Origin of the sequence: uncultured Campylobacter sp., from assembly GCF_938031315.1 — a bacterium.
Classification (GTDB): domain Bacteria; phylum Campylobacterota; class Campylobacteria; order Campylobacterales; family Campylobacteraceae; genus Campylobacter_B.
The window spans coordinates 1-1,320 of sequence record NZ_CALHHT010000514.1 but is presented as its reverse complement, the minus strand read 5'-3'; the positions used below and the strand labels follow the sequence as shown (position 1 = coordinate 1,320).

Sequence of the window (1,320 nt, the reverse complement as noted above, 5' to 3'; positions counted from 1 at the left end):
CGGAATTTGCGCGCCGAATGCCGTCTCAGGCAGAGCATTAAATTTGCGCGATCTGCGCATTAATTGTCGCGAAATAGAGCGTAAATTTGGGCGTGATGCGAGACGGCGAGTTTTGAAATTTAATCATTAAATTTAAATAATTCGCGCAGGGAATGCCGCAAGGTGAAATTTTAAAATTTACTAGTTTGAGGTGGGATGCTGCGAGAGCGGTTTTAAAATTTGTTCGCTAAATTTAAGATGGTTCGCGCGCGAAGTTTATACATCGATTTTTCTCGCTAAATTTACACTCCGCGCCGTTGTCATCGCATACGCCCGATCCGCAATTTGCGAACCAAATTTGCTCACGCTTAAAATTTCTACTTTCAGCTTGCTTTGATCTCAAATTCTACGCGGCGGCGCCTGTGCCGCGATCTGCTTCATAAATTTCAAAACAGACCGCCAAGAGCTTTAAAAATTTCACGGGCAAGCTCTGCAAGCAGAATTTTATAGAATTTTAAAAAGCGTAAATTTTGCGGCAAAATTTTATAAAATTTCAAGGAGCGCAAAATTTCGCTGCGCGCCTCTTTGCTTACGGCGCCTTTTGATTCGCATTCTGCGCGCCAAATCGCTAAATTCGCGGCGCGCGTCCCGTCCTTTCCTAGACGCCCGATCCGTAAATCTACGCGCCGAACTTTTTGCTCTCGCCGACTTCCTTATCCGCAAATTTGCGCACCGAGCTTTTTGTTTCAACTCGCTTTCGATCCGCAATTTGCGAGCCCGATTTGCGGCAGCCCGCACTATCGCACTCTATATCGCCGTGCACCTTTGCGCTTTTTTTGCATGTCTCCGCACCCATCTTCGATTTTTTCCCGCGCGCGCCCTGCGTTTAAATTCTGTCGCTTCGCTCGCTCAATCCGTAGCGGCTATGAGCGGACATGCGCCCAGTCGCCGAATTTTCGCGTGTTTTTTACGCGCCGTTGCGCGCGGATACTTTCAAAATTTTACGCAGAATTCCAAGACTGCCTGCACCTAAATTTGCGCCGCGGTCATAAACGCTCGCTTTTAAGGGCACAAACGAAGTATTTGCGCGGAGCGGGAAATGAAATTTAGACGCCGCCTTGTCAAAGCGTATCTTAGCCGCCGCAGTGCGCCGCGAAATTTCAAAACGACAACAAGCCGCGATTTAAATTTATCCGCGGGAGTGCGCCATAGTGTGCCGATCTGCGCGCTACGTAAATTTTAAAATCGCCTCTAAATTTAAAATTTTATCCGCGGTTAATACTCTCTGCTAAGCTCTAAATTTTCCACGCGCAGCGGTCTTTCGCCCTCGAAAATCACCCC

At 47.7% G+C, this 1,320-nt stretch carries 1 protein-coding gene; it reads right to left on the bottom strand.

The features are described from left to right. Window positions 1-658: 658 nt before the first annotated feature. Complete coding sequence (locus Q0236_RS12785) at window positions 659-835, bottom strand: hypothetical protein (RefSeq protein WP_297918809.1); 177 nt, start codon at window positions 833-835, stop codon at window positions 659-661. Between the last annotated feature and the right edge of the window lie 485 nt (window positions 836-1,320).